Source organism: Calothrix sp. UHCC 0171 (assembly GCF_034931845.1).
In the GTDB taxonomy this organism is placed as follows: Bacteria; Cyanobacteriota; Cyanobacteriia; order Cyanobacteriales; family Nostocaceae; genus Brunnivagina.
Map to the genome: position 1 here is coordinate 89,914 of NZ_JAYGHN010000004.1, position 20,407 is coordinate 110,320.

At 39.5% G+C, this 20,407-nt stretch carries 18 protein-coding genes and 1 pseudogene; 6 read left to right on the top strand and 13 right to left on the bottom strand.

Features of this window, described 5'->3' with window-relative positions:
* The first annotated feature begins 100 nt into the window (after window positions 1-100).
* The 3 genes and pseudogenes from VB733_RS04925 to VB733_RS04935 all read left to right on the top strand — a co-directional run bounded on the left by VB733_RS04925 (window position 101) and on the right by VB733_RS04935 (window position 2,520).
* Entirely contained in the window at window positions 101-814 is a 714-nt protein-coding gene (locus VB733_RS04925) for a GUN4 domain-containing protein (protein ID WP_323338989.1), read from the top strand.
* Window positions 815-913: 99 nt separating this feature from the next.
* Window positions 914-1,087, top strand: a pseudogene (locus VB733_RS04930) (ribbon-helix-helix domain-containing protein); the annotation flags it as partial.
* Window positions 1,088-1,440: 353 nt separating this feature from the next.
* Window positions 1,441-2,520, top strand: a complete 1,080-nt coding sequence (locus VB733_RS04935; protein WP_323338990.1) for an ABC transporter ATP-binding protein — start codon at window positions 1,441-1,443, stop codon at window positions 2,518-2,520.
* A gap of 165 nt (window positions 2,521-2,685) precedes the next feature.
* Here VB733_RS04935 and VB733_RS04940 read toward each other — a convergent pair whose 3' ends face one another.
* From VB733_RS04940 to ffh, 6 genes are all read right to left on the bottom strand, one after another.
* Window positions 2,686-3,204 (bottom strand): hypothetical protein, encoded by a 519-nt coding sequence (locus VB733_RS04940; RefSeq protein ID WP_323338991.1) that lies wholly within the window; start codon window positions 3,202-3,204, stop codon window positions 2,686-2,688.
* Window positions 3,205-3,397: 193 nt separating this feature from the next.
* The gene (locus VB733_RS04945; protein ID WP_323338992.1) at window positions 3,398-4,351 is read right to left on the bottom strand and encodes a PhoH family protein; all 954 of its coding nucleotides are present in this window, start codon (window positions 4,349-4,351) and stop codon (window positions 3,398-3,400) included.
* A 304-nt stretch (window positions 4,352-4,655) separates the two neighbouring features.
* Entirely contained in the window at window positions 4,656-4,832 is a 177-nt protein-coding gene (gene rpsU / locus VB733_RS04950) for a 30S ribosomal protein S21 (protein ID WP_096617420.1), read from the bottom strand.
* A gap of 804 nt (window positions 4,833-5,636) precedes the next feature.
* Entirely contained in the window at window positions 5,637-6,083 is a 447-nt protein-coding gene (locus VB733_RS04955) for a KH domain-containing protein (RefSeq protein ID WP_323338993.1), read from the bottom strand.
* The gene (gene rpsP, locus VB733_RS04960; protein WP_096617418.1) at window positions 6,064-6,327 is read right to left on the bottom strand and encodes a 30S ribosomal protein S16; all 264 of its coding nucleotides are present in this window, start codon (window positions 6,325-6,327) and stop codon (window positions 6,064-6,066) included. Before rpsP ends, VB733_RS04955 begins: the two co-directional genes overlap by 20 nt.
* Window positions 6,328-6,524: 197 nt before the next feature.
* Complete coding sequence (gene ffh / locus VB733_RS04965; RefSeq protein ID WP_323338994.1) at window positions 6,525-7,994, bottom strand: signal recognition particle protein; 1,470 nt, start codon at window positions 7,992-7,994, stop codon at window positions 6,525-6,527.
* An 818-nt stretch (window positions 7,995-8,812) separates the two neighbouring features.
* Between ffh and VB733_RS04970 the strand changes: the two genes are divergently transcribed.
* Both VB733_RS04970 and VB733_RS27490 read left to right on the top strand, forming a co-directional pair.
* Window positions 8,813-10,168: a pentapeptide repeat-containing protein gene (locus VB733_RS04970; protein ID WP_323338995.1), complete on the top strand. Its 1,356-nt coding sequence runs from the start codon at window positions 8,813-8,815 to the stop codon at window positions 10,166-10,168.
* A 190-nt stretch (window positions 10,169-10,358) separates the two neighbouring features.
* Window positions 10,359-10,649 carry a hypothetical protein gene (locus VB733_RS27490; RefSeq protein WP_416336292.1) on the top strand — a complete coding sequence of 97 codons (291 nt, stop codon included), beginning with the start codon at window positions 10,359-10,361 and terminating at the stop codon, window positions 10,647-10,649.
* Here the strand turns inward: VB733_RS27490 and VB733_RS04975 are convergent.
* The 4 genes from VB733_RS04975 to VB733_RS04990 all read right to left on the bottom strand — a co-directional run bounded on the left by VB733_RS04975 (window position 10,576) and on the right by VB733_RS04990 (window position 12,493).
* Window positions 10,576-10,827, bottom strand: coding sequence for a hypothetical protein (locus VB733_RS04975; RefSeq protein ID WP_323338996.1), 252 nt, complete (start codon window positions 10,825-10,827; stop codon window positions 10,576-10,578). The two genes, VB733_RS27490 and VB733_RS04975, sit on opposite strands and share 74 nt — an antisense overlap.
* 95 nt (window positions 10,828-10,922) lie before the next feature.
* Window positions 10,923-11,201 carry a hypothetical protein gene (locus VB733_RS04980; protein ID WP_323338997.1) on the bottom strand — a complete coding sequence of 93 codons (279 nt, stop codon included), beginning with the start codon at window positions 11,199-11,201 and terminating at the stop codon, window positions 10,923-10,925.
* A gap of 196 nt (window positions 11,202-11,397) precedes the next feature.
* A complete protein-coding gene (locus tag VB733_RS04985; RefSeq protein WP_193916075.1) occupies window positions 11,398-11,757 on the bottom strand; it encodes a hypothetical protein in 360 nt (119 codons plus the stop codon).
* A 367-nt stretch (window positions 11,758-12,124) separates the two neighbouring features.
* On the bottom strand, window positions 12,125-12,493 hold the full coding sequence (locus VB733_RS04990; RefSeq protein WP_193916078.1) for a hypothetical protein: 369 nt from the start codon (window positions 12,491-12,493) through the stop codon (window positions 12,125-12,127).
* 261 nt (window positions 12,494-12,754) lie between these two features.
* Here VB733_RS04990 and VB733_RS04995 point away from each other — a divergent pair, with 261 nt between their 5' ends.
* The gene (locus VB733_RS04995) at window positions 12,755-16,384 is read left to right on the top strand and encodes an NB-ARC domain-containing protein (RefSeq protein WP_323338998.1); all 3,630 of its coding nucleotides are present in this window, start codon (window positions 12,755-12,757) and stop codon (window positions 16,382-16,384) included.
* 316 nt (window positions 16,385-16,700) lie between these two features.
* On the opposite strand, the gene VB733_RS05000 is transcribed toward VB733_RS04995, so the two are convergent.
* The 3 genes from VB733_RS05000 to VB733_RS05010 form a co-directional block, all read right to left on the bottom strand.
* Window positions 16,701-17,711, bottom strand: a complete 1,011-nt coding sequence (locus tag VB733_RS05000) for a DnaJ C-terminal domain-containing protein (protein ID WP_323338999.1) — start codon at window positions 17,709-17,711, stop codon at window positions 16,701-16,703.
* Between the two features lie 448 nt (window positions 17,712-18,159).
* On the bottom strand, window positions 18,160-19,449 hold the full coding sequence (locus VB733_RS05005) for a glucose-1-phosphate adenylyltransferase (RefSeq protein WP_323339000.1): 1,290 nt from the start codon (window positions 19,447-19,449) through the stop codon (window positions 18,160-18,162).
* Between the two features lie 453 nt (window positions 19,450-19,902).
* Window positions 19,903-20,175 (bottom strand): hypothetical protein, encoded by a 273-nt coding sequence (locus VB733_RS05010; protein ID WP_323339001.1) that lies wholly within the window; start codon window positions 20,173-20,175, stop codon window positions 19,903-19,905.
* Window positions 20,176-20,407 lie beyond the last annotated feature (232 nt).

Consider the following 20,407-nt stretch of genomic DNA (forward strand, 5'->3'; position numbering starts at 1 on the left):
CTTTAAGCTTTGATATCAGCCACTTCTATGCGTTAATCTAAAATGTGAAACTCAAAAATCCTTAATCCAGAATCTAAAACTTATCAGGCAGACGGACTCTATGACTTTATCAGGCAATACAAGCGATATCGATGCTCTCCGCGCTCAGTTAGTCGATGGGTCTGAAAAAGTCCAACAACAACTGATCCCCCAGTTGGCTGGTTTGGGTGACGGTGGATTCGATATCCTCATGGAATTTTTATACACTCGCCGTGAAACCCCCGCAACATGGCTTGATGGTAAGATTTATCAACTTTTGTTAAACGCCAACTCCGATAAAACCAGAGATTTTTTACAAACCCATTTTCCTGAAGGTGTAGTCCCACTCAAATCGGATTGTGGTATCGATTATCAGCCTCTACAGCAATTGCTAGCAAAGCAGGATTTTGAAGTCGCAGATCAAATGACAATTCAAAAAATGTGTGAGGTGGCGGGTGAAAGCGCATCTCAGCGCAAATGGCTGTATTTTACCGAAATAAATAGTTTCCCCGTGACAGACTTACAAACCATCAATAAATTATGGGCAGTTCATTCCGAAGGGAAATTTGGCTTTACAGTCCAACGGGAAATTTGGCTCGCACAGGGAAAAAACTGGGATAATCTCTGGACAAAAATTGGCTGGAAGGATGGTAACAATTGGACACGTTACCCAAATGGTTTTACTTGGGATTTGAGCGCACCTAGAGGACATTTACCACTATCGAATCAGTTACGAGGTGTGCGAGTGATTGCGGCGTTGTTTACTCACCCTGCTTGGGAATCTAAAAACTCCTAATTGCTGGACTATAACTCTCATGATTAATCCCAGCAGTCTAATTGTTGAATGCAGTTTGCACGAAATTCAGAAATTTTAACCAACTATGACATAAAAACTATGAACATCCAACTGAAAGCGGAATATGAGCAATTTATACAAACTCGGATTGCTACAGGTAGATATGAAAATGCTGAAGATGTAATTGTAAAAGCATTGAAACTGCTGAAGGAATGGGAGAAAGGTTATCAAGAATGGGAAGAAGAAACTCAGAAAAAACTAGCTGCTGGGCTTTAGTGGTTATCGGGATTTAGAATCTATATTCGCAGATGTAGACGATGAGTAGATTTTTGAGTTCTCTGAAAATTTTGGTGATTTGATGCAAAAATTGAAGTACATAGACATGAATGTATAAAGAAATTGGTCATTTAAAGTAAAAGATTGCCTAGGAACTAACTGGCTTTACAGTCGAATACTTGTTGTGTGAGAATGCGATCGCCTCTGATAGACTGAGTATTGAATTACTAAGCTGTTTTAAGACAACGCCAAATAATTAAACCATCTTCGGTACAATTGTAAGGTCAAGGTGCAGGGACTCTTTCCCTTTTCCTATACAGTAATTTCCGTTACCTCCTCCCAATTGGAAAATGGCAAATGTTCGTCTTGAAAGTATCAAACGTCGCTTTAACAATGTTACGGCAATAGAAGATATCACTTTTGAAATTCCCGATGGTGAATTTTGGGTTTTGGTAGGACCATCCGGTTGCGGAAAATCGACAATTCTCCGGACTATTGCGGGTTTGGAAAATGCAACATCAGGAAACCTCTATATCGGAGAACAATTAGTCAATAATATTCCTGCACGTCAGCGCGATGTGGCGATGGTGTTTCAAAATTACGCCCTGTACCCCCATATGTCGGTTGCCGAAAATATCGCATTTGGGATGAAGATGCGAAAAATGGATGCCAAGCTAATTCAACAACGGGTAGGAGAAGTTGCCCGATCGCTTTCATTAGAACATTTATTAGACCGCAAGCCCAAACAACTTTCGGGAGGACAGCAACAACGTGTAGCATTAGGTAGAGCGATCGCTCGACAAGCCCAGGTGTTTTTACTGGATGAACCTCTCTCAAATCTTGATGCTCAATTGCGGGATGATACAAGGGCTGAGTTAAAACAGTTGCACCAATCCCTGCGTAATACTACGGTATATGTGACGCACGATCAAGTAGAGGCAATGACTTTAGCAGATAAAATTGTGGTGCTGAATCGGGGAAGAATTCAACAAATTGGCGCACCGCAAACAATTTATAATCAGCCTGCAAATCGAATGGTGGCTACTTTTATTGGCAATCCACCGATGAATATTTTACCAGCTAAGTTTACGGGTGATGGCTTTGATGTTTTTGGTCAGATTTTACCAATTTCTTCAGTCGTGAAAGATCAATTGAAGCTAGCTACTGGACAGCAGATTGATTTGGGTATTCGTCCTGAACATATTACCATTTCTCCTAGTCCTTCTCTAATTTCTGTTGAGGTGAAGGTGGTGGAACCTTTGGGAAGGGAAACTCTCATTCGCACAGCTTTAGCAGGCTCGACGGAAATGATCAATATTCAAGCGGGTGGAAATATCAATGTGCATCCCGGTGAAAGGTTAAATTTAAAATTGGATTTAGATTATTTGTTTGTGTTTGATGCGGCGAGTGGGGATAAGCTATATCCGTAAATCCGCAAGAATGAAATAAATCAAGGGAAAAGTGTCGAAAGGTTTATTTGTAGAGCAGTCTCTCAAGAGTAAACAATTACTGCTACGGAAATTTGGAAATTATTAAGATTGTATACATAACCTTCCTAGTTAGGGAAAGTTATGTATTGCCGGGAAAATTATACATTACTTAACTGCTTGGATATCCACATCGGAACATCTACTAGCGCGATCGCATGTTACAACTATTAATGAACCGTTAGGTCGAATCGACATTAAAAAGTTGTCTGGACTATAGTTGACCGGTCTTTTGGTGTAATAATCAGTTGGATTGGAACCGACTAAAATTAGTCCTTGTGAAGAGGAGCCAAGTCGCATATATTGAGAAATAACTCTAGTTCTTCTGGTACGAGGGTCAAAATATGTGGTTCCCATTCCTCCTGTATATCCATTCATAATTAAAAAGCTTTCATACACAATCCCATCAATACTGTAGCTTAACTTCCAGCTTCCATAAAGGGGAGAATTTGCTCTCGAAACTTGAGCAAGAGTATATGGTGAAGATTGAGAAATATTAACTTGATTTGCAGGTGCATTCAATTGAATTTTGACATCTTCAGCAAGTTTTGCATCTGCTGATTTTGCATGAAATAAGCCCATTCCAACTAATAAAATAGCAATAGAAGCTGTTTTGTTCGCATTCATGTGGTTTTTCTCTGTTTAACTCTTCACATACTCCTATTTCTCCACGTAAGTAGCTTATGCAAATTCTCAAATTATTCTCTTAAATGCTATTTATCAACTAAACCTAAAACCAAAAAAGCCGGTTTTTTTTGGTTTTCAGCATCTAGTAGATACTTATTAACACCTCACTTTCCTTAACCATATAACCAATAACCTATCGCTCATATTTCTCATATGCAGCCACAATTCGTTGTACCAATGGATGCCGTACCACATCTTTTTGCGTAAATTCACTGAAGGCGATTCCCTCAACACCCTTCAAAATACGTAATGCCACTATTAATCCCGATTCTTGATTGGGTAACAAATCTGTCTGTGTCATGTCACCAGTAATGACCATCCGCGATCGCATTCCCAACCTGGTTAAAACCATCTTCATTTGCGCGGGTGTGGTATTTTGAGCTTCATCAACAATCACAAAGGCATTATTCAATGTGCGTCCACGCATGTAAGCAAGGGGTGCAACTTCAATCACACCTCTTTCAATTAATCCAGGTACTTTTTCGGAATCAATAAACTCATTAATTGCATCGTAAAGGGGGCGTAAATAGGGATTGACTTTTTGCTGCAAATCCCCAGGTAAGAAACCAAGTTTTTCCCCTGCTTCTACTGCGGGACGAGTCAAAATAATTCTTTCATACTCGTTATTTAACAATGCTTGCACTGCCACAACCACAGCTAGAAAAGTTTTACCTGTACCAGCAGGACCAGTACAAAAAATTAAGTCTTGGTGGCGAAGTGATTGAATATACTGACGTTGGCGAAAAGTTTTCGCACGAACTTCCTCCCCACGACGAGTTCGGGCAACCACATCGCGCTGTAATTCGTGTAAATCACCCTCCCTCTGGGTATCCAGGGCTTGAAGTGCCGTTAAAATATCGGTATTAGAAACAGCTTTGCCTTGACTCCACAAATATTCCAGCGATTTGACGAGATTTGCGGCTCGTGCGACTTGTTTTTCCGTCCCAGCAATTACCAATTCTTGTCCGCGTAAAACCAGGTTAGCACCAGTCTGACGGGATAAAAGTTTGAGATTTTCTTCCAGCTTACCAGCAAGTGCGATCGCACTTTCGATATTGGGCAGTTGAATGGTTGAAGCACCTGCCATAATTTTCGGAATCAAAAAAATTAATAATCAAAAAACTAAACTTAACTGAGCCTGACTGAGTGAGCAAAAATACGCAATATTTAAATAATTAAAGTAGAGACGCGAACAATTGCATCTCTACCTTATGCGTACTGGTTTGAACAAATCAATGATTCAAACCTTCACTTAAATAAAAATCAATCACCAAGGTGAATTATCATCCAGAAGTTAAAAGGGAGAATTTGCAATCAAGTAGAAGGTTTCAGAAATAAAACAGAAATAAAATCATTATTCCTTTTACCTGCCACCTCTCTCCCTCTTCCTCTTAATACCGTCCACCTTTACGTGCGGCTTCCGCTTTATGTTTGCGGCGTAGGCTGGGTTTCTCGTATCGTTCTCGGCGTTTGACTTCCGATAATATTCCGGCTTTCTGAATTTTTTTCTTAAAACGTCTGATTGCCGAATCAATTGACTCATTTTCACCCAAACGGACTTCAGCCACCCTTTAATTTCACCTCCTGAAAAAATTCACTTAATTTATTTAAGTAGAACGGTGCAAATAAACCGTAGACGCGGAGCGGCTTCTCGCAGAGTAGTATATAACGAAAAGTAAAGTTACCTAAAACCCTCTTCCCTTCTGCCTCTCCGCAGTTGCTACAACGCGGGGTAGACGAGCGGAGCGAGGCTTCTCGAAGAGTACCCGCGCAACGCTGCTCTCTGCCCTCTGACTTGAAAGAGTCATTAGTTATTAGTCATTTATTATTCCCCGCGTCCCCGCGTCCCCTATTATTCCCCGCGTCCCCTCGTCCCCCTTTCATGCTTGGCGATGAAATTTTTTCATTAGGACTGCCTCCTGCCTTGTCATAACGACAATTTTTAACACCGACCTACTTACATGACCATAACCAACAGTAAATATTATGGCAAAGGTTAATACCATTAGAAAAAAGATAAATTTTTCCCCACTGCAAAAACTTTGGTATCTGGAGTTTTTAGTTATTCAATTAAGTCATTGCAGCGCCAGCGAGCAATCTCAAAATCTCACCAAAAACTATAGTTTTCCAAGTAGACGCGGTTCATGGACAACGTCTTTATCTGCGGGTAGACATGGAGTAGTTTTTGGGATTCGCCTACTCCACAATCACGCTTCGTCTGGCTTGCTTTCCCAGAGGGGCAAGCGTTTACATCTGCAATTTTACTTGTTCTCCATACCTCATTTATCTGCAAGGTGCAATACATGCCTAAAACCCTTCAGATAAATGCTGCTCTCAAGCTATCTACTACATTCTGGTATTAGAATTTGAGCTTAAGCTTGGCGGGTACGGGGTTTGATGAAATTAGGACGATTAGCGCCGCTATTGCTGCTGCTATTGTTAACGTTAATTTGTCTATCTCTAGCCCTTGGCGGTGGTAATCGCTCCGCAGTATCTTCATCAAAGGATAGACCATCGCGATCGCTATTACTGCCATAAATATCCAAATACACAGACTGCCCAACTAATTGAGCCGCCGCCGATACACAAGTACGAATTGCCTGGATATTACGTCCGCCTCGACCAAAAACCTTGCCCTTGTCTGCACTATCAAAAGCAATACGAATCCAAACCCGATTTCGAGTTGGAGAAGTTTCGCAATCGATACTCAAAGATTCCGGAGACTCTAAAAACGGTTGGATGAGAAACCTGACTAAACCAATGTAGTCAGGAACTGATGTAGAAGATTTAATCGCCACCTTATGATGCGGGTTTTGCACTTACTTTTTTTTCTAGAATATTGGCATTCTCGAGGATGCGGCGCACTGTGTCCGTGGGTTGAGCGCCTTGCTGCAATCGTTTAGCAATGCCGGCTTCATCCAATTTTACTTCCTTAGTTCTGGGGTTATAAAACCCTAATTCTTCAAGGGGAAGACCATCACGACGAGAAAGACTGTTCATCGCGACAATACGGAAACTAGCTTCCCGCTTCTTACCGAATCGCTTCAAGCGCAATTTAATCATGACTGAGAGATAATTCTCCTAATTGATTCCAGATTTCACAGTTTAATACTGAAATGCTAATTTTAGCACTTTAATTGGTTAATGGGGAAAGGGGGAAAGCCGAAAGGCAAAAGGCAAGAATATTTAACTGGGCAGACTCTGCACAGGCGAGCCATTTCCCCTGGATAAAATGCAGGCTCGCACCGATCGCGACTGAACTACAAACTCCCAAAACCTTTTTTCTTTTTATCCTTTTTGGGCTTTTTCTTGCCAGCACTGGCGGCATCATTATAACCCCGCCATCCGGGCGCTGGACGCTTGCCACCTCCAAATGGGTTGGCTCCACCACCTCCACCAAACATTCCGCCGCCTCCTGGCATTCCTGGAAAGCTTCCCTGACCCATTTGCTGCATCATAGTACGCATCCGTTGGAAGTCGCTAACTAATTTACTGACATCAGGCTCCCGGTATCCTGAACCTGCGGCAACACGCTTCCTGCGACTAGGGGAACTCGCAAGTAAATCCGGATCGTGACGTTCCTGCTTAGTCATCGAATTAATCATTGCCTCGCAGCGTTTAAGCTGGGTTTCCCCCTGTTTGAGTTGGTCATCGGTAAGCTTATTCATACCTGGGATGAGCTTCATAATCCCCCCCAGGGAACCCATATTTTTCAACAATCGCAACTGTTTGAGGAAGTCGGTAAAATCAAACTTGGCTGAGAGGATTTTCTCCTGCATTTTCTCAGCATCAGCAAGATCGATTTCTTCCTGGGCTTTCTCTACCAGTGTCAGGACATCACCCATACCCAAAATTCGCGATGCCATGCGATCGGGGTAAAATGGCTGTAATGCCTCGACTTTTTCACCCACACCCACAAATTTAATTGGCTGACCGGAAATTCTCCGTACCGAAAGGGCTGCGCCACCACGACTATCACCATCCATTTTGGTGAGAATTGCCCCGGTAATACCAATTTGCTCGTGGAAAGTACGGGTCAAATTCGCTGCTTCTTGACCCGTCATTGCATCCACTACGAGCAGAACTTCGTGGGGTTGGACAGTCTCTTTGATGCTGGCAAGTTCTGCCATCATTTCTTGGTCGATTTGCAAACGACCCGCAGTATCAATAATTACAGTGTCAACACCTTCTGCTTTCGCTCGTTCAATTCCTTGTCTGGCAATTTCTACAGGATTAGCATCACTTCCCAAGTCAAATACTGGTACTTCGATTTGTTTACCCAGGGTTTTCAATTGATCGATCGCAGCTGGACGGTAAACATCCGTTGCAACCATCATACAAGAGCGGTTGATTTTCCGCAGATGTAAGGCTAATTTAGCTGTAGCTGTAGTTTTACCAGTACCTTGCAACCCAGCCATCAACACAATAGTCGGGGCTGTGCTAGCCTGTGCGAGAGGGACATTTTCTTCCCCCATCACTTCTAACAACTCGTCGTAAACAATTTTAATAAATTGCTGGTCAGGTCGCACGCCGGAAATAACTTCGGCACCTTGTGCTTTTGTTTCAACTTCGGTAATAAAATCTTTGACAACCTGAAGGTTGACATCAGCTTCCAAAAGGGCGCGGCGCACTTCCCGCAAAGCATCTTGAATATTCGATTGGGAGATTTTATCTTGCCCCCGGAGCTTTTTCCAGGCGGATTCTAAACGGTCTGATAGTGCGTCAAACATGATTTGGTTACAGGTAGGAATGGCAGTTTTGAGAAAGATTTAGCGTTTTTTAAGAGTACCGCTATTTTTTCTAATCTTAACTGCGACAGAGTTTTGCGCTATTAACCAGCTTAGTAGTTTTCTTGATGACTGTAACAGCTTGGAGGAGAAAAACTAGAGGTAAAGGGACAAAGATATCAAGAATGCAACACAAAACTGGGTGAGATACTTAAATAAGTATTTCAAATTATTTTGAAGTGGTTGACTCAATGTGATTTTTCTAGGACTTACGCAAATAAACCCGGTTTCTATGCAAAATCGTTGTTTTGACGACCAGATATCGACGAAGATACTGGGTTTCTGGCTTCACGTGCGTAAGTCCTGTTTTCTTACGTAGAATATTCAATAGAAGAATTAATATTTGTTACTGCTGTTATAATACATACTGAATACTGAAGCGGAACTTCAAAGAATCTTTAAAAAGATTATTTTTTCAAGGATACATTAAATTATTTATTGGGAAAATTTATATTGCCTGGTCGTATTTAATACTTTATGTGCTGTCAAATCTGTCTTCACTGTTGTATCATTTTTTAAGAACAAGATATCGTGACAGTAGCTGCGAATTTAATCAAGATGAAATTATCAAAGCCCTTGCATATCCGATACAGGGAAATAAACTACCAGGAGCTTGCCCACTTAGGATTGTGCGGCTCCACATCACAAGTTAAATAGCCACTGCTTGTACTACGTATATTTAATCACTAAATAAGTGGCGTGAGTAATTGTTGAATAAGTAAAAATTAATTGATTAATTTTGGGCTAGGGAGAAAGTAGGTATGACTATAGCCGATCGCGATCAAGGTGTTTTTGAGAATCAAGCTCAGGGGAGATTATTTTTTTTAGTGAAGTTTATGGCTGTGATTGCTGTATCTTTGTCACTGTTATTGTGGTTAATGAAGGATGATACATCGGTGTTGCTGATGGGGATTTGTTTATTTTTGAGTCTAGTTTTGATAATTTTTCTCTTAAAATCTCAGTATTCTCAAGAATCTTCAAGACAATTATGTGTTATTCAAGGTGAAGATATTGGTGAGAATAACCTAAAGTATTCCCATCCCACTCAGTCAAATATTGAAAATTTAGCACTATCTCATCTTACAAGTAACGCCAATAATCACAAAAATAACGAAAGTGGTTTGGATAGTAATTTATTAAATCAAATTCTGAGTCTAAGCTCTCTAGCAGATTCATATCCAGAGAAAAACGGTATCAGCTTGATTCTTGCGGATTTAGAGAATGCACAGTTGGCAGGAGCAAACTTAAACAACATTTATCTTAGCGGTTCAAAGTTGAACGGCGCTAATCTTAGTTTTGCTCAACTCGAAAATGCAAACCTGAGTGGTGCTAATTTGCAGAAGATTAACTTAAGTTTTGCAAATCTTAGTAAAGCGAATGTTAGTAGCGTTAATTTAAAGGAAGCGAATTTAAGCAAAGCAAATTTAACTTCAGTAAATTTAAGCAAAGCAAATCTTGCTCATGCTATTTTAATGGAAGTAAATTTGGATAATGCCAACCTGACTGATGCCAATTTAGTTGGCGCAGAACTGAATCATGCTAGCCTCAAAGGTGCTTATTTATGGAATACCAATCTAGATAATTCTCAGCTTGATCATTCTGACTTTCGTAATGCTTATATGAATAGTACGAAATTAAATCAGGCGAGTCTCCAAGAAGCGACTTTGCAGAGTGCGAAACTTACCGAAGCAAAATTTAAAAATGCAAATTTAAAAAATGCTAACCTCAGTAATGCTCAATTGGAAGCAGCTAACTTGATGAATGCAAATTTAGAAGGTGCAAACCTGGAAGGAGCAAATTTAGAAGGGGCAAATTTAGAGGGGGCAAATTTGGATAGAGCCAAATTAAAATTTGTGAAAATTAATCAAGCAACTAAACTAGATCGCAAATGGCTGGTGGTTTGGCAAATTTTGAATGGTAAGTATGAAGGCAAAGATTTAACATCGGTAAATTTTGAACATGCTAATCTTGAGGGTGCCGACTTGAGAGGCTTTAATTTAACTAATGTCAAACTTAATCATGCGAATGTGCATAATACTTGGTTGGGATGGAATACGGGTATTTCGGAAGAAATGAAACTTGATTTAAAACAACGTGGTGCTGTATTTGAAGAGTAGTATAGTATTCAATTAGAGACTTGCAAAAAAAATAAAATACCAGATAGTCTAATGTCGAGCAATTCAAAATAGAATTAACTATTCAATCAGGGTCATTCAACTTAAGTAATGTTAAGCCAAAAAATAAAATCAACATTGAAAGATGCAGCGAAAAAGCTGACAGAAGTAAAAAAATCCTAAATCTCTGAGGATATCAATTGATTCAAAAGCAAAAGTCAAAATCGGAAACTTATCACGAAATGGCTACTCACGAACCATAAAGCCAAGAAAAGCTGATGATCATGATAGCGAATGGTCTGCGGTACTAGTTCCATTTGAGATTTTAGATGTTCAAAGCGATCGCTTATCAATTTACTTTTGGTACTTTATTTTCACGCAAGTCCCAAATATCATAGATATTTATGACTTTAACTTGCTTGATTTTGGCTTTTCTGCCAATCATCCAAAGCTGCGATCGCAAATGTGGCTGCGGGGTGATTGAGCATTTGTCCTAATGCTGGAATACCACCAGTTTTTAAGGCGCTGAGTACCCGTTGACGCAGGGTGTGATTATTTTCTATATGTTGAATAGCTGCACTTGCTACCGTCATTTTTTCGCTAGTTGTGGTTGTCGGGTAGGTTTGGGATAATTGGTTGAGTAGCTGTTGAAAATTGTCCAAACTTCAGCAGCTACTGCCGATAGTGCAGCAATGCATAAGGCTGTATTATTGTGTTTGTTGAGGGACATTTTAAATAAAAATTTATATTTACAGCATCAATCAATATGTAAATGATAAGTTGTAGCCCCACTTGCACAAATTACTACTACGAGAAATTCTGCTGTCCATGCTGGAGTAAAGGAAACTACGGCATCACTAGCATAGGAATTATCTTTACCCAATAAATTACCATTTGTATCAAAAATATAAATATCTAAATCAACTCCTGGTAGAGCATTTTGAACATATATTTGATAAGTTAGTCCTGCTCTGAATTGAAACTTGTAAGCATGTTTATCACCAGTGTTAATATTATCAGCAGCTATAAGTGCCATTAGTATGTCTCCTTATTTATTGTTTACGTATTTTGGATGAACTATTTTTTTTGAAGACTTAACTGTAATAGCTGTTTCCAAACATATTTTCGATCCACCTTACTTTTAAAATCTTAAATTCTACTTTTATACCATCAAGTTCAAACACTTTGTTCCTTGTGATAAAGAATAATTTAATCTCACGGTAAGATTAATATTATTGACATTTTTCTTCATAATATTCGATTACAGCTTCACCCAAGGCTTTAATTATAGGTGCTGCAATTGCAGGTTTTATTACATAAGCAAATGGTCCAGTTAGAGTGGCAAGTTCTAATGCAGTTATTTTTCCAAGAACAGTAGCTAAACCTATTCTTAATGCATGATCGCGAGCAATTTCCCAAGTCATTTCATATTCATATATATTTCCTATATGGAAACACATTGTAGTTTCTATCCCAATACAAGCAACTGTACCTGCTCCTGGAATTCCTGCTGCTGCAAACACAATTCCTATAGCTGTTGCTGTATATCCATTAACCCAGCTTGAAGCCTCTTGCCTCTGTGAATTTATCATTGCAAAATCCAGATTATTAATATTAGTAAATATTCCAATTATATCTAGTGCAAACTTTTTAATATCGGCATAATGCGGTTGTCAAATTATTGATTGAGAGGTAAGCAAAAAGTAATACAAACAATTACCATATCTGCTGAAATAAAGCTTGTATCAACTGCATGATTAGTGGATTGCATAGTGCGTTAGACCGAAGCCATAAGTAGGAAGGCGCAATTAAATATAAAACCTTTGTAGGATTGGTTAGCGCAGCGTAACCCATGCAGAAGAAGACTTTGATACGTTACGGCTACACCTAACACATCCTACTTTTAATTAAACCTGGCTACTTAACGCACTCTAGTTGCTCAATTACCTCGTTCTAAATCTATCTACATCTTCTACTAAATTCATTTGCGTGTCGATTCATAGCATTCAAACTTCCTTGAGCAGAAGCTAAACTAGCTCTTCTGTTAAATTGAGTTGGAGAATTGTTAGCAGTATTCATCCATCTCAAATAATTATTTCTATTTAATTGCCATCTATTCCTCAACTCACCACAAGAAAGATTAGAAACTATTCTTTGATTATGGTAATCTCCTATTTTTTGAATATTGTCATATTCACGTTCTAATTTTCTTACTTCATCTAAATAAGGATTTGCTCTTGAAGGAGTAGCAAAAATAATAACCTGCAAACCAGAAAATAATACTCCAAGCATCAATAAGGCTACAGGCTTGTTAGATTGAAAATTCATAGTTTAACCTCATAAACTCTGTACAAACTTTAAATGGAAATTATGTCATGAACATTAAAATACAATCGAGAACTCGAAAGTCAGACTTGTGAATGTGATTTATACCTTCAAAACATAACTTTCAAGTAATCTCCTGTATCCTTTCACCCTTTCATCATCAATGAAGATACTGAGAAGCAGCAAGCACAAATCCGGATCAGTTACACCCCACTGTGTAGTGTTCCGTGAATGTACTTGAAATAACTCTAGTAATTAGTGATAATGCGGAGCTTAAAATCATCGCCAACAGGGCTAAAGCAAATCAAAGAAGCGCGGGAGTCACGAGAACTAGCCATTGACCGAGAAGAGTGGCTGGAAGAGGCAAGTAATTTTATACCGCCAGTGAAAAATGGTAAAAATGTTGTTCCTGCAACTGTGTCGATTGGGACTTGGAAGCGTTTTTTGCAGGGGAAAGCCGTTAAATCTATATACTTCAAGGCTTTTTGCCAAGTCCTTAAATTGGACTGGGAGGAGGTTGTTGAAACTGAAGATGAAGTTGAAAGCGCGAAGGATGAAGACAAATCATCAACGGCAAATCATGACTGGGATGGTGCGCCGAATATACCAATTTTCTACGATAGAAGTATAGAAAGAAACCAATTAAAACAATGGCTAATTAAAGATAAATGTCGCTTGGTGACAATTTTGGCGATGGGTGGTGTGGGTAAAACTGCTTTAGCGAAAAAATTAGCGGAGGAGGTAAGTGGGGAATTTGACTACATTATTTGGCGAAGTCTGCGGGAAGCACCAACGGTAGAAAAAATCATTACAGATGTAGTTAAGTTTCTTTCCCAGCAGCAAGAAGTTGATTTACCGGAAAGTCTAGGGGACAAAATCACGCGACTTATCCACTATTTAAATACCTCCCGTTGTTTGCTGATTCTCGATAATGGGGAGTCAATTTTGCAAGGTGGTGCTTCCACTGGTTGTTATCTTCAGGGATATGCAGGTTATGGTGAGTTGTTTCGACGAGTGGGAGATTCTCAACATCAAAGTTGCTTGGTGTTAACTAGTCGTGAACAGTTTCCAGAAGTGCGACGATTAGCGGGAGAAAGTTTACCTGTGCGGGTTTGGGAGTTGGCAGGTTTGGAATCAGGAACGGAGATTTTGACTGCGAGGGGTATCAGTGGTTCTGCGGAAGATATTAAAGATTTGGTAAAGCATTATCACGGGAATCCTTTGGCTTTACAAATTGTCCCAGCGACGATTAAAAAGCTGTTTAATGGGGATATTAGGACTTTTCTTAATTCTGGAACTAGGGTTTTTGATGATATTGATGATTTATTGACACAACAGTTTCAAAGATTATCTAAACCAGAACAATCTTTGATGTATTGGTTAGCAATTCATCGTCAACCTGTGTTGGAAAGTGATTTAATTGAGGATGTTTTGGGTTTATCACCGAAAGATATTCGAGAAGCTTTGAATTCTCTATCACGACGTTGTTTAATTCAATCTACCCATGAGGGTGTAACGCTACAAAATGTGGTGATGGAATATGTGAGTGAGGTTTTGATTCACAAAGTAATTAATGAGTTGGAAAGTTGCGAATTAGATTTATTGAGAACTCATGCAATTATTCAAGCTTCTGCACCAGATTCTATCCGGGAAAATCAAACCCAGATGCTATTAAAACCAATAGTAAAATATTTATGCAAAAATCAGACTAAAAAAGTTATAGAACATAAATTCCGTCTGATTGTTGAGAAGTTAAGAGAATCAGAATTAGAAGTACCCGTGGGATATGCGGGGGGAAATTTAATCAATCTATTAATTCAACTACAAGTAAATTTAACTGGGTACGATTTTTCTTGTCTTCCCATTTCCCAAGCTTATTTACAGGGGGTGGAATTATCACAGGTAAATTTTAGCGATTGCAGTTTTGATAAAACTGTGTTTTCTCAATCTTTAGGGAGTATATTTAGTGTCACATTTAGTCCCGATCAAAAATTACTCGCAACAGGGGGAATGGATGGACAAATTCGTTTTTGGAATGTAACTGACGGTACGCAAATCTTAGCATGGCAAGCTCATGATGATTGGATTCGCTGCGTCGCTTTTAGTGCCGATGGTAAGTTAATTGCTACTTGTGGTAATGACCATACGGTGAGAATTTGGGATAGTCAAACTACAAAATGTTTAAAAATATTGCGTGGACATACTGATTGGGTATGGTCGGTGTATTTTGTTTTAGGTAAGCGATTGGTGATTAGTGCCAGTAGCGATCGCACTGCGAAAGTTTGGAGTCTGGATTTAGGGGTTTGCGTTTACACTTTCCACGAACCAGATCGAGAGGTTTGGTCTTTTGCGTTTAGTAATGATGGTAAAACTTTAGCCACAGGTGGTGCTGATTCCGTTAAATTATGGAATGTTTGGACAAATCAATGTATGAAAACATTTGATGAAAGTTCTACGCGGGTGCGGACTTTAGCTTTTAATCCAGATGGTAAAACCTTGGTGGGAAGTAGCGATAATCAAAGCATCACCGCTTGGGATGTGAAGACAGGAAAATGTTTGCGGAGTATAAAAACCGCACCAACTGGGGCTATTTGGGCTGTAAAATTTAGTCCAAATGGGGAAACGGTGATGAGTTGCGGAACCGATAAAATTCAACTTTGGAATTTGGAAAATGGGGAACCGCAGATGACGTTACACGAACCCCATCATCGCATTCGTTCTCTAGCTTATAGTTCCGATCAAAAAATGATTGCAGTGGGTAGTGATGACCAATTAGTGAGGTTGTGGGATACTCAAACAGGCACACCCATCAGAACTTTGCAAGGTTATAGCAATCGAATTTGGACTGTCGCAGTTAGTCCTGTCCCTAACCCGAACAATCCACTGGATGAACCATTTATTTATCTAGCCAGTGGTAGCGATGATGGTAAAATCAGGTTGTGGAATCCAGCAACGGGAGAATGTTGTCAAACATTATCGGGACATAAAGGCAGAATTCGTCACCTTACTTTTAGTCCAGATGGTAAATTACTCGCAAGTGCTAGTCACGATCGCACTATTAAAGTTTGGGATATCAATACAGCCACCTGTTTGAAAACTTTGGGTGGTCATACAGACTGGGTATGGTCTGTTCTGTTTTGCCCTGATAATCATACATTAATTAGTGCCAGTGATGACCACACGATTCGATTATGGGATATAAACACCGAGCGACAAGCGGAGCTTAATGCCTCCGGCATATCGCAAATTTTAGGTAATTTGGAAACAGAATGGATGTGGGCGATCGCATCCCATCCCCAAGCAAATATTATTGCCACAGCTGGAACAAATCAAGCCATCAATTTGTGGGATATTCACAAGGGTATTTGTTTAACTAGCTTGAAAGGACATACCCATCGAATTCGAGCCATCACTTTTAATAGTTCTGGTAAATTACTTGCTAGTAGTAGCGACGATTTCAACATCAAACTGTGGGAAGTGGAAACCCAAAAATGCTTGCAAAACTTTTCTGGACATCAAGGAGAAATTCGTGCCCTCACTTTTATTCCTTCATCCTCCAACACCCCATCCATCCTTGCTAGTGCCAGCGATGACCGCACCATTAAATTATGGGATACTCAAACAGGAAACTGCATTCAAGTATTAACGGGTCATCAAGACCGTATTTGGTCAGTTTGTTACAGTCCCCAGTTAGATGTCTTATTTAGCTGTGGCGAAGATGAAAGCATCAAATTATGGGATATTCGCACATTTAAGTGTATAAAAAATATCAGAATTCCTAAACCCTACGAAGGAATGAATATTAAAGGTACTTTTGGTTTAACAGAGGCAGGGCTGGAAACATTACGAGTTTTGGGTGCTGTTTCCGGTAGAGATGAAGAGACTTCCAATTAAACTAGCGATCGCACTCGGACTTAAGCAACGAATTGAGAATCGCGATCGCGTTAGTTATTTTTATCAGAGGAGATTGTACCAGAAATCTGGTATTCTGTAAATGAATTGGAACGCGACAAGCTGATTAATTGCGATCGCAATATGTAAAAGACTATTTATAAAGTAAATATTAAGAATAGTCGCTCAGGGAGAAACCCGGTTTCTCATCAAAAATTCAGATGATGCTTGAGACTTAAATCCAATAAACCGGGTTTCTTTGGTCTTAAGGTTTACTTTATACATAACCTCTAATCAATACCAATTAATTAAACACTTTCTACAACCGCACATTATTTAAATTACTACGGGGATTATAGGAACGAATACTACGAAGTTTTTCGTATAATTCCTGTTCTTGCGGGGTGACATCTTTGGGAGTAGCGATCGCAATTTTCACCATCAAATCCCCACGTCTACTGTCACCTAATATCCAACCTTTCCCCCGTAGTCGTAATGTTTGTCCAGAACGGATTCCCGGCGGAATATTAACTTTAGCGGTCGTATTTTCAGGTGTAGGAACATCCACCGATGTACCTAATACTGCTTCATCTGGGGTAATTGGCACTTCACAAATTAAATTATCACCTTCCAATTGAAAAAATACATGGGGTTTTAATTCGACTTTCAGATATAAATCACCACGCTGTTGATTAAAAGGGTTAACTGGACCTTTTCCCCGTACCCGCAATTTACTACCAGTTTTTGCACCCGCAGGAATACGAACTTTAATAATTTCATTCCCCAAACTTAGTTGTTTTTCGACACCGTGAAACGCCTCTGCAAAAGCCAAGGAAATTATCGCTTCACTATCCTGAGTCTTTCCTGCACTCGGAGTTTGAAAACCATAATCGTTAAAGCCAGTCGAACCACCAGGTCTAGTGGAAGTACGATAAGAATAACTTTGCGAATTACCACGCGCACCGCCAGGAGTAGCACCGCCAAAACGCCCTAATAATTCATTGATAAAATCATCGAAGCTACCATATTGGCTGAAGTCAAAACCTCCCACATCAACGCCAACGCCGCCAGCACCATTGGGAAAGCCTTCTCCAGCTTGCTTCCAATACTGACCAAATTGGTCATATTTTTTACGTTTGTCGGAGTCGGATAAAACTTCGTAGGCTTCGCTAACTTCTTTAAATTTAGCCTCTGCTTGTTTGTTATTAGGGTTTACATCTGGGTGATATTTACGCGCTAGTTTACGAAAAGCTTGTTTAATTTCATCTTGACTAGCAGTCTTGCTGACTCCCAAGACAGAATAATAGTCTTTAAAATCAGTTGCAGCCATCTAGCAGCCTCCTGTAAATATTACTAATAAGTATTGTGAGATTTATACAGTTAATCTAATTACTAGTTATTACTGGTTAAATTCCAGTTCAACAGCTTTATTCTCCTGGTTGCTATGCAAAAAATCCCAGGAAATATGATTCCAATCTTTAAATTAACAAAGTTTGAATAAAAAGAAGTGTGGTTCCTGCTCAATGACAAAGGGAAATTCCCGAACAAAAATAAGTGCTGAGTGTTAAGTAGAGTCAACTGTCGCCCTGAATTTTGAAAGTAGCGAAAAAGAGGTCTTTGCGTAGGCGAAGCCAGACCTTTGGACATGGATACTAGTCTTAGGTTTCCCAAAGAGGTATATGCATTCCTGGGGGTAAGCAAGCTACGCAATGACGTAAACCTTTAGTCTTTGCTTAGTGACTAAGCATTTGACACACAAAAAGACTCAACACTCAAAACTAAATGATCATTCCATTGGGGATTAAGGCATTTTTCAAGATAACTACAATACCACTGCGTATGTAAAAACCCTGACTTTCGCGGTTTGCTTCTTGCACATTATCTTTATTGATAATTTTCACATCGTGACCAATACGAGCGTTTTTATCAATAATTGCACGACGAACAATTGTATCTGTTCCAATACCAACAGGAACATCACCATGCTCAACATTACACTGGCGTTCTGCAAAGGCTTGATAATAGTCAGCACCCATGAGCATTGAATCTTCGATAATACAACCCGATTCTACACGCGATCGCACACCTAAAACCGAGTGTTCAATACGGCAATTTTTGAGAATACAGCCTTCGCCAATAATTGATTGGGTAATCTGACAATCGAGCAATTTGCTTGGAGGCAAGTAGCGAGGACGGGTATAAATTGGTGCTTCTTCGTCGTAAAAACTAAATGGCGGCAGTGGTTGTTGTGTTAAAGCCAAATTAGCATTATAAAAGGCTTCAATCGTCCCAATGTCTTCCCAGTAACCATCAAATAAGTAGGCTTGAACGTTATAATCTTTAGCTGCATCTGGAATAATCTCTTTTCCAAAATCTGTCCGTTCTAAAGACTCATTCAACAATTTAATCAAAACTTCTTTCTTAAAGACGTAAATCCCCATCGAAGCAATGTAAGGCTGAATTTCGGCTTGTTGTGGTGTCAAACCAAGTACAGTTGTATCAACCTGCATTTGCTTTAATGTATCACCCTTCGGTTTCTCGCTGAAATCAATTACCCTACCAGAGTCATTAATCTTCATCAAACCGAAATCCGAAGCACGACGTTCGTCCATCGGAATTACCGACAGGGTAATATCTGCACCAGTTTGACGGTGACGTTCTACAAACAAGCGGTAATCCATCCGATACAAATGGTCTCCCGAAAGGATCACAAGCTCATCAACTTTCCACTCTTCCAACAACCACAAGTACTTACGTACCGCATCCGCCGTTCCTTGGAACCAACTCGGATTTTCTGGGGTTTGCTGCGCTGCTAAAACTTCGACAAATCCCTCACTAAAGCCAGCAAAGCTATATGTGCGGGCAATATGGCGGTTTAAAGAAGCAGAGTTGAATTGCGTCAGGACGTAGATTTTAAAAATTTCCGAATTTATACAGTTACTAACAGGGATATCGATTAGGCGGTATTTCCCTGCAACTGGTACGGCTGGTTTCGCACGTAATTTTGTTAATGGGTAGAGGCGGGTTCCTGCACCACCGCCGAGAATAATTGCTAATACGTTTTTCACTCTTATTTCTCCCGACTGCCGTTCAACTGTTCAACTCCACCTTCAGTTTAGGATGCTCTGTAGCCACTGGTAAGGGGGATCGAAGATTGGATTACGTTAAGTTTTTGCTTTTTTAATGTAATAAATACAACTACATAATCACGCTTACATCAATCTGCTGCATTTTCTAATACATTTACGATAAGTATTTATACTTAAAAATATTTTTGTTCTTAAACAACTAGCTTTGAAAATTGAAAAATAAATTCTTAATGGCAATATACGGGCATGACGATAAGACAAAATCAAATTTGCAAACAAGCCTCTAAATATAAAGTTACTTACTTAAGTTACGTATATTTACCTGCTAGAATGAATCAAGCTTACTCTTGAAAATTTAATTTTAATGAATGGTGTGTAAAAACAAAACGAGTGAAATGCAAGACAAAATGCAAAAAATGAAATTTCAACCAGCTATCGATTCATGAGGCGCAATTTTTGCGAAAGTCTAAGATATTTTATCCAAGGCTGCTGAGATAATTCGGAAATTGCATTTGGTGAAAGAGTGGCAGTAAAAATATCCTTTCCTTCTCTGAATCCACTCAGATGCAAAGAATCGAGGAATGCGAATGCATTTGCATCTAATGGTTGATTAGTATGGACAAATACCACCAAACTTGCTTCGTCTGAATTTTCTACCTCGTCAAGTGCCATTGCCAAACTTGCATCTAGCTTTTGATAGTTCATAGAGTTGTTTCCAATTCAATACAGCAGGTTAAATTACCTGTTTAATTCCAAACTATCAAATTTAGGGAAAGACTGTGCCTACCAGAATGCAGAATTTTAATCTCATACCATGGAATCAACATTCTTGACAAATATGCGGATATGGGCATTTAGTTGACTCCCAGAGGATTCTGTCTAGATGAAGAACAGTACGCTATCTTTAATTTTGTTATCTATTGGCATGGTGATTGAT